The sequence below is a fragment of the Streptomyces sp. NPDC127084 genome (assembly GCF_042724175.1).
Lineage (GTDB): Bacteria > Actinomycetota > Actinomycetes > Streptomycetales > Streptomycetaceae > Streptomyces.
This window is the reverse complement of sequence record NZ_JBHXFA010000129.1, coordinates 13798-21480: the sequence shown is the minus strand read 5'-3', so window position 1 is coordinate 21480 and position 7683 is coordinate 13798. Positions and strand designations below refer to the sequence as shown.

Below are 7683 nucleotides of genomic sequence, written 5' to 3'. Positions count from 1 at the left end.
TACATGTCCATGGACAGCGGCGGCAGCGCGGTCAGCCCGCCCAGCACCAGCGTCACCAGGAACCCCACCCGCCGCGCAGCCACGACACCGCGCTCTGGCTCGTCATGCCCTCGCGTTACCTTGCTTCCTCGCGAGGAGTGTTCTTGTGTGGTCGTGCCGCTTTCCGGCATCGATGGCTCCGGTTCGTGAAGCGTCCCCGCGCTCTCGGCTCACTCCTGAAGGGAGCGGGAGATCGCAGGATGACAGTCGGACGGCCCTCCGCGTGCACCCACGCGGAGGGGGAGCGGCGGCCGGATTTCCCGCCCACGGTACGACCGGTTCCTCGGCAGAAGCGTGAGTAACGGCCGCTCAGTCGCCCAGCCCGCCCTGTCCCGGCCGACCGCGTGCTTATCACGGGGACGCACTGATCACTCTGCTTGGCCGGGGCAGGCTCTCTCCGACGTGGGCACTTCAGTTCTTCCCCAGGGTGAGTGGCGTCAGGTTCGCTTCTACGAGATCACCACGTTGGGCGGAGTGCTCTTCAACGCATGGGGTTGATGGCACGGGCGGGAACGGTGGGATCGAATATCGAGGACACGGTGTGCCGTCTGCGGGGCAGGGGCGTCGTCAGTCCAGGCGGCAGGTGTCGGTGGGGACGATGGCCTGGTTGACGCGGTGGCTGATGGCGCGCAGGGTGCGCTGCTGGGCCTGGGTGAGCGGGTCGAAGACGAGGCGGCGGACTTCCTCGACGTGGCCCGGGGCGGTGGCGACGATCTTTTCCCAGCCTGTTTCGGTGAGGATGGCCAGGGTGTAGCGGCCGTTGTCCGGGTCCGGAGTACGGCGCACCCAGTCCTGCATCTCCAGGCGCTTGACCACGTGGGACAGGCGGGAGAGGGAGCCGTTGGTGAGGACCGCCAGGTCGCTCATGCGCATGGTGCGTTCGGCGGCCTCGGACAGGGTGGCGAGGACCTGGTACTCGAAGTGGCTGATCCGGGCGTCGCGCTGCAGCTGGATGTCCAGCGCGTTCGACAGGTTGATCACCATGGCGGTCAGGGAGAGCCAGGTCTGCTTCTCGTCGGCGTTAAGCCAGCGGGGATCACGGGTGTCCATGACCTCATCTTAACTTGATTCTTCAAGTCAAATCCAATCCACTTCACTTGACGCTTCAAGTTAATCGGACTAGCGTCAACTTGAACCTTCAAGTCAATGCATGAGGAACCCCCTGATGAACACCGCTTTGTGGATCACTGCCAGCGTCCTAGCGCTCCTGTTCCTTGTGGCCGGACTGATGAAGATCAGCCAGGCACGGGAGAAGCTGGCCGCCTCCGGCATGGCCTGGGCCGAAGACATCCCCGCCGGCGCGATCAAGGCGATCGGCGCGGTCGAGGTCCTCGGTGCCGTCGGCCTCGTGCTGCCCGCCGCGGTGAACATCGCACCGGGCCTGGCGCCCTGGGCCGCCCTGGGCCTGGCGGCCACCATGCTCGGCGCCGCGGCCACCCATGCCCGTCGCAAGGAGAACCAGATGATCGCCCTCAACCTGGTCCTCCTGGCCCTCGCCGCAGTCGTCGCCTGGGGCCGCTTCGGCCCCCACGCCTTCTGAGGCGCACCACCTCTTCCCCCAGCCTGATCACGTAGACAAGGAATCGACATGATCGACCGCCGCAACGTCCTCCGAGGCGGAGGCGCCGCTGCCCTGGGCGCCCTCGCCATCACCGCCGTAGCCAGCGGAACCGACCTGGCAGCCGCCGCCACCGGCACCCGGGAAATGCTCGGCGACCCAGCCTCCACGCCGGAGGCCGAGTCCCTTTGGCCGGCCAACCTGACTCGTACGGAGCGCAAGCACCTTGAGGTCTTCGATGAGCTGGACTTCGCCATCTACTCCGGGCAGCAGTGGGACAGGATCGGCGAGAGCCACGCACAGAACATCCGTGTCCACTGGCCTGACGGCCACTACACGGACGGCATCGACCGGCACATCGCCGATATGAAGAGCCAATTCGTCTGGGCCCCGGACACGCGCATTACCGAGCACCCGATCCGCATCGCCAAGGACAACCTGACCTCGGTGACCGGCGTCATGCAGGGCACCTTCACACGTCCCATGCCGGACGGCAAGGGCGGCTTCATCCAGCCGACGGGCAAGAAGTTCTCCATCAACATGGCCACGGTCGGCATCTGGAACAAGCACGCAGTGATGGAGGAAGAGTTCCTCTTCTGGGACAACCTGACCTTCTACCGGCAGATCGGCCTCGCCTGACCCGTGCATGGCCCGACGATGCGGCAACCGCCGGGCCACGCGCAGGCGCGTGCGCCATCGCCACCACCCGGGCGCGGCGACCGGCGAACTGCTTCCCCGACGCGGCCACGGTCTCCTGTCCCCGGCAGACGCGGAGGGCCCCCACCAGTGGCCTGCACCTCGAGTGCGGCGAGTCGGTACAGGTCGCCGTCGTCTGTCCTGCCGGACACGGACCGCCTGTGGCTCACTGTGGCCACCACCCGGCTGATGGCCGCGGCGTCCCCGGCGCAGCGGTAGCCACTCCCACCCTTCCCCCGGCAAGGCGACGATCCAAGATCATCAAACACGAACGGACAGGACTCAGCAGCATGACCGAACCAGTGAAGGGCCCCGCCGGCTACTTCCCCTCGATCGAGAAGAAGTACGGCCGCCCGATCAGCGAGTGGAAGGACCTGGTCCGCTCCTCACCCTGACCAAGCACATAGACCTCGTCTCCTGGCTCAAGACCGAGCACGGCCTGGGCCACGGCCACGCCAACGCGCTCGTCGCGCACACCCTTGCCGAAGGCAGCGGAAAGTGAACGGCGCCTGACCTCGAACAGGGGAGACCGCGGCCTCTCGCGTGATCAACCGCGGAGGTCGCGGTGCTTGTCCGGTCCCCGGTCGCCCGGAAATGGCGCATGGCGACCGAGGACCCAAGATCGTGCCGCTTGCTCATTTCGAGTCGGAAGGTGCCGTACGGGTCGACGTTCTACCAGAACAGGTCTGTCAGCCGCGTCGGTCCTCGTCGAGAGCCTCGATGCCGGCGCCGGTTCGGCCGGGACCTGCTGCACCGGCAGGGTGTTGACGTGGACGAGCGCGGACTGGAGTGGGTGCGGCGCGAGCACCGACGTCTTGGGTGGCGCAAACCCGGAACGATACGTCAGATCCGTCGGGCAGTCCCGGATTTCGCAACGGTCATCCCTGGCCCGGTCCGCGATGACGGTCAATCGGTAGGCAAGTCGGTGGCATGCCTGGCGTCGAGGGTGAGTCGGCAGTGCTCGGTGCCGAGGTGTTCGACGACCGAGCCGCTTGGTGCCCAGCGGCCGACGATGCCGGCTGGCACGTCAGCCAGTGTGGGGCCGAAGCGGCAGTCGGTTGTCTCGGTGAGCCGCATGCCCGCGTCCTGGTAGCGCGCGATGTCCGCAGGAGTCAGAACGAGGCTGAATTCGAGAAGGCCGACGATCCTGCCGGACGGCACGTCCTACGAGCACCAGCCTGAGCTTATGGGCCTGGATGCGCTGCAGCAGGCCGACGTGGCACATCAGGCGCCAGGCTTCGTCGTAGACGATCCAGCGCCTACCGCTGTTCGGGTCGGTGAGTGCGCTCTCCATCCAGGCAGAGGCGCAGGCCCCTCACACCGACCTCGCCCTGAGAGCCTCGGTGGGTCGGCGGTTCTCATAGCCCGGTGCGCGGGGGACGCCGGCAAGCGACGTGCCTGCGCCAGGCTGTACGGGTGATGAGAGCTCCCGTAATGACAATCCACAGCAATTGCGGCCAGACGGCGAGGCGCTCCACAGCCCCCTGCAACCGCTCAGGTTTGTTGAGAATGACGAATGCCTCGGCTGTGAGTCCGGCAAATCCACAGAAGATCCCTGCGACTCCCCACCTCCGCCTTCCCGCAGCGTATGTCGCCCAGCCGAGCAAAAGCACTCCCATCGATGCAAAAATGATCGTGATTCCGGCCGACGCGAGATGAGGGACTTTGCGGAGATTCTCCGGATTGAGGGCCGTGGAAATGAATGCTGCACCGCTTACTGCGAGGGCGCTCAAGCCAAGATTCCTCGTACGGCTGGCTGCCCAATAGGGAGCACTGCACCATGCGCCAAGAATGGTGCACAGACCTGCCACGATCCACGAAATGTCGCTCGCCAGGTGCCATGGGGAGCAGGTCCACAAACCATCAATGCTTGCGCACTGTGTGATTCCTAGATCCGAGATGATATATCGATGGAAGTTATAGGCAGGCCATCGTGAGGCAACGATGAGGTCCACCACCATGATCTGCACGACAGCCATCCAGGCAGTGCCGCCTACTACTTCTCGATGGAACACAACCAGTTGACAGTCCTTCATGCGCAGATTCTGGCCCAAGTGTTGTCCCATAAAGGATCTTTGAGTCGCCTCGGGCGTGGCGGGCTGCTGTTCGGCCCGCCGCCTATCCGGCGAGGGCGAGGTTGTGCATCCGGGCGATGCCGAGCATGGCGTAGTGGACGCCCTCGCCCGGCTCACCGCGGCATACCTCCACACCCAGCTCCACCCCGGCGCCCCCACGTGGCAGACCGCCTGCGAGGCACTGACGACCGGCACCGACCCGGTAGGACGAGTCGAATCCAAGTAGCCCCCTGCGGCCACGACCCGTATCGGACGGCCCGCGGCGTCGTCGTTCGGCTCGCCGCGCCGGGTCGCGCAGGGGCCGCAGCCCTTCGCGCGTCCCCGAGAGCCGGGCGGGTATGTCCTCCGGAATCCTCAGCACTCAGCGTGCCCTCGGTTCCACCGCCGGCTACGCGGTCTTCGGCGCTGTTCTGGCCGCCACTCTCGCCCACACGCTGGACAGTTCCCTCACCACCGCGCTGCCCGACGATCAGCAGCGCGCCGCGGTCACCCAGCGGATCACCACCCGGGCCGATCCCCATGCCTACATCGAGGAGATCGGCCCGGGGCGCTCCATTCCCAGCGCCTCCGCCGCGCAACAGGACAAGATCATGACCGCTGCCGACGACGCGTTCACCCGCGCCGCGCAGACCAGCATCGCCGTGGGGAGCGTCCTCAACGTGCTGATTCTGATCATCTCTGTCCGGGGCCTGCCGCGACCGGCACGACGATCGCCGACCGTGTGAACGCACCTCGGCGTACCCGGACTTCTGCGTATCCCTGGCTTCTCGGGGCGCTCGCTGGTCTTCTCGTCGGGTGAGAACGCGGACGGTCTTTTCCCCGGCTCTGTCCTGGGGCACGGCGGTGGCAGCGGTCCCGCCGCGCATCCCGCCGTGCCTTTCCCTTGTTCCGCCGAGGCGGCGGAAGTCTGCGGGGCCGTCGTCGTTCTTCGGTTCCCGGTCCGGTCTTTCACCGGTTCCCGGTCGTGGCCCTCGTCGCGGCCGGTGTGCGCTGCCGGACTGGATGGCGAGCGGTGCCCGCCGTCGGCGGAGGTGCGGGCGACGGCCCCGAGTCGTGTGGACCGCGAGCGGAGCGCGTCTGGCGCACGTGCCGTGGCTCACGCCGGTGCGGTCAGGACAGGACATGGTGCTTGGGTGTCTGTCAGTTGTTGCAGCCGGTGACGGGGGCGGGGCTGAGGAGGCAGTTGGTGGGGGCGCCGCGTGCGAAAGGCGCGTCCCTGGCGCCGATGTGCTGGTCGTCCCAGACCAAAGACGGATTTCCGCCTCAGGACACTAGGGTCGGCCATGCCGATCAGGTTCACGCCGCCGAGCGGCCTGGGTGTCGGTGGAGTTGCCTGGTACGGCCTTGGTTGCCCAGGCTGACGCGCGGTTGTCGACGTGGCCCTTGCCTGGACCCCCGACGTCAGGGCCGGGGCACGTCGTCCGCGCGGGCGAAGGCGGTGCCGGTGCGTTCCTCGGAGAGGGTCCACAGGCGGCGGGCGGCGGGCGGCGGTCGTGTCGGCGGCGCGGGAGCGGCCGGCGAGGGGGCGCTGCGTTCCTCGAACATGCCCTCGGGGACGGTGAAGCTCGCGCCCGGCAGGTCCTGCACGGTGTGTAGAGGGTGGGCAGTGCGCCGGCCTGGGTGCCCTGGGCGATGAGCCAATTTCCCAGGCGCAGGAAGCTGGCGTCGTTCTTCTGAAGGTTGGTGGCGGACCAGCCTGGGTGCGGCCAGGGCCCGTACGGCCGAGCCCGCGGCAGTGAAGCGCCGCTGGAGTTCCAGGGTGAACAGCGGGGCCCCGAGCGGATCTGGGCAGCATCTCGAGCACTGACGGCCTCACCGGCGTCGGGCTGCCGGGCTTGTCAGCCAGTCCGCTCGACAGTGGGTGGCGTTGCGGGGCACCGTGCAGTCCGGGCACAGCGGCAGCCCGTACCGGGCCGGCGGCTGCCATGAAGGCGCTCCAGCGGATGGCAAGGGCGGTTTGAGCGCCGGGGCGATTTGCTCCTCAGATCTGTAGGCGCGAGCGGACGTGGGCGCGGATGTCCTGCGGGTGCTGCAGCGCCGCGGAGACGGCGACACGGACCCCGGTGGTCGACGTGGCCAGCGACATGCTCGGTGCCCCCAGGTTGTCCTCCAGGGCGGCGACCTCCGGGAGATGGGGCAGATGGATCCATCCGGCGCGCTGTGGCAGGCCACGCGCCTTGATGTGTCGGAGCACGCCGTACATGAGGTGGTTGCACATCAGTGTCCCCGGCGCGTCGGAGATGTCGGCGGGGACACCGGCCTCGCGCATCGCCAGGACCATCGCGCGCAGAGGGAGGGTCGACCAGTACGCCACGGGACCGTCGGGATCGGTGAGCTCGTCCTCCAGTATCCGACCGCAGTTGTCAGCTACCTGGTAGCGGGCGGAATCGTTGAAGTTCTGAGCGACGCGCTCTACGGTGATCATCGACCGCCCGCCGTACTCGCCCAGCATCACGACGATTTGCGGAGTGGTCCGGTCGATCGCCTCGGACACGACGTCGATGCAGTCGAACCACCTGCTCGGCGCCACCAGCCCCGTGATCTCAGCACCGTCGATCTCCGTGCCGTCGAGGACCTCGGCGACGCCTTGAGCGGGGTTGACCGGCGTCGTGCCGTACCGCTCGAAACCGGCCACGAGTACTTGCGTCACTGATCCCGCCTCCTTCTCTCCCTCGGCGGCAGGTGACTCAGAACCGGCGTTCCCAGCGTAAGACGGTCACAACTGTGACGCCTACCCACCCGTCGGCCGGACAACGGGCCGCCGACCCGGAAGCGCTGGCCTGGTAGGTCAGCCACGACGGCGCCAGTAAGCGGCCCGGCGGTACTGGTCCTACGGGCATCTACGCGGCCTCCGAGGGCGGGCTAGCACACCGCAGGGAGGCGCAGGCGGCTTCGGCGCCCGGAGGCTCCGGCTGCCGCACCGTCTATCGGCGAGGGTGGTCGTTCGCCGACGGCGTCGGTCCACTGCGATCTCGTCCCGGGGCACGGACGCGCTGTCGTTCACGCGGTGCGGTACGGCGAGAGGGGGCAGGTCGCTGCGCACTCGTGCATCACGATCAGGGTGTCGATCGGATATGTCGATACGGTGCTCGCCAATGCCTGCCCTGCTTGTGCTGGGACGGGGGATGGCGCTGCGCGCTCTCCCCCGTCATCTTCGGTTGGACCCCAACGCGGCGCGACGAAGCCGGGACGCTCCCGCCCGTACAGGGGCCGGGTGTCGGTGGGTGGCTGCCCGGAGTTCGGACCCGGTGGTTGCAGGCGCCCCACCCCGCGCCGGTGCGGGCGGCAAGGGCGGTGTAATAGCCACCGCCCCCC

Annotated in this window: 8 protein-coding genes and 1 pseudogene; 4 read left to right on the top strand and 5 right to left on the bottom strand. The window is 67.8% G+C overall.

All coding sequences use genetic code 11. From position 1 onward, the window contains the following. Positions 1–606: 606 nt before the first annotated feature. On the bottom strand, positions 607–1089 hold the full coding sequence (locus ACFWI9_RS25710) for a MarR family winged helix-turn-helix transcriptional regulator (RefSeq protein ID WP_387165412.1): 483 nt from the start codon (positions 1087–1089) through the stop codon (positions 607–609). Between the two features lie 115 nt (positions 1090–1204). On the opposite strand from ACFWI9_RS25710, the gene ACFWI9_RS25705 reads away from it, so the two are divergent. The 3 genes and pseudogenes from ACFWI9_RS25705 to ACFWI9_RS25695 all read left to right on the top strand — a co-directional run bounded on the left by ACFWI9_RS25705 (position 1205) and on the right by ACFWI9_RS25695 (position 2795). Beyond that, positions 1205–1579 (top strand): DoxX family protein, encoded by a 375-nt coding sequence (locus tag ACFWI9_RS25705; protein WP_387165411.1) that lies wholly within the window; start codon positions 1205–1207, stop codon positions 1577–1579. A 48-nt stretch (positions 1580–1627) separates the two neighbouring features. Beyond that, entirely contained in the window at positions 1628–2236 is a 609-nt protein-coding gene (locus tag ACFWI9_RS25700) for an ester cyclase (protein ID WP_387165410.1), read from the top strand. Positions 2237–2583: 347 nt separating this feature from the next. Next, a pseudogene (locus ACFWI9_RS25695) lies at positions 2584–2795 on the top strand (DUF4287 domain-containing protein). A 404-nt stretch (positions 2796–3199) separates the two neighbouring features. Here ACFWI9_RS25695 and ACFWI9_RS25690 read toward each other — a convergent pair. Then, positions 3200–3454, bottom strand: coding sequence for a hypothetical protein (locus ACFWI9_RS25690; protein WP_387165409.1), 255 nt, complete (start codon positions 3452–3454; stop codon positions 3200–3202). 197 nt (positions 3455–3651) lie between these two features. Beyond that, positions 3652–4272 carry a DUF998 domain-containing protein gene (locus ACFWI9_RS25685; RefSeq protein ID WP_387165408.1) on the bottom strand — a complete coding sequence of 207 codons (621 nt, stop codon included), beginning with the start codon at positions 4270–4272 and terminating at the stop codon, positions 3652–3654. Positions 4273–4706: 434 nt separating this feature from the next. On the opposite strand from ACFWI9_RS25685, the gene ACFWI9_RS25680 reads away from it, so the two are divergent. Continuing rightward, positions 4707–5093, top strand: coding sequence for a hypothetical protein (locus tag ACFWI9_RS25680; RefSeq protein WP_387165407.1), 387 nt, complete (start codon positions 4707–4709; stop codon positions 5091–5093). 676 nt (positions 5094–5769) lie between these two features. Here the strand turns inward: ACFWI9_RS25680 and ACFWI9_RS25675 are convergent. Next, complete coding sequence (locus ACFWI9_RS25675) at positions 5770–5955, bottom strand: hypothetical protein (protein WP_387165406.1); 186 nt, start codon at positions 5953–5955, stop codon at positions 5770–5772. A 394-nt stretch (positions 5956–6349) separates the two neighbouring features. Next, on the bottom strand, positions 6350–7018 hold the full coding sequence (gene pcp, locus ACFWI9_RS25670) for a pyroglutamyl-peptidase I (protein WP_387165405.1): 669 nt from the start codon (positions 7016–7018) through the stop codon (positions 6350–6352). Positions 7019–7683 lie beyond the last annotated feature (665 nt).

Excerpts from the sequence above, each read along its gene's own strand:
- ACFWI9_RS25710 (WP_387165412.1), bottom strand. The coding sequence starts at position 1,089 with ATGGACACCCGTGATCCCCGCTGGCTTAACGCCGACGAGAAGCAGACC.
- ACFWI9_RS25705 (WP_387165411.1), top strand. The coding sequence starts at position 1,205 with ATGAACACCGCTTTGTGGATCACTGCCAGCGTCCTAGCGCTCCTGTTC.
- ACFWI9_RS25685 (WP_387165408.1), bottom strand. The coding sequence starts at position 4,272 with ATGGCTGTCGTGCAGATCATGGTGGTGGACCTCATCGTTGCCTCACGA.
- ACFWI9_RS25700 (WP_387165410.1), top strand. The coding sequence starts at position 1,628 with ATGATCGACCGCCGCAACGTCCTCCGAGGCGGAGGCGCCGCTGCCCTG.
- ACFWI9_RS25680 (WP_387165407.1), top strand. The coding sequence starts at position 4,707 with ATGTCCTCCGGAATCCTCAGCACTCAGCGTGCCCTCGGTTCCACCGCC.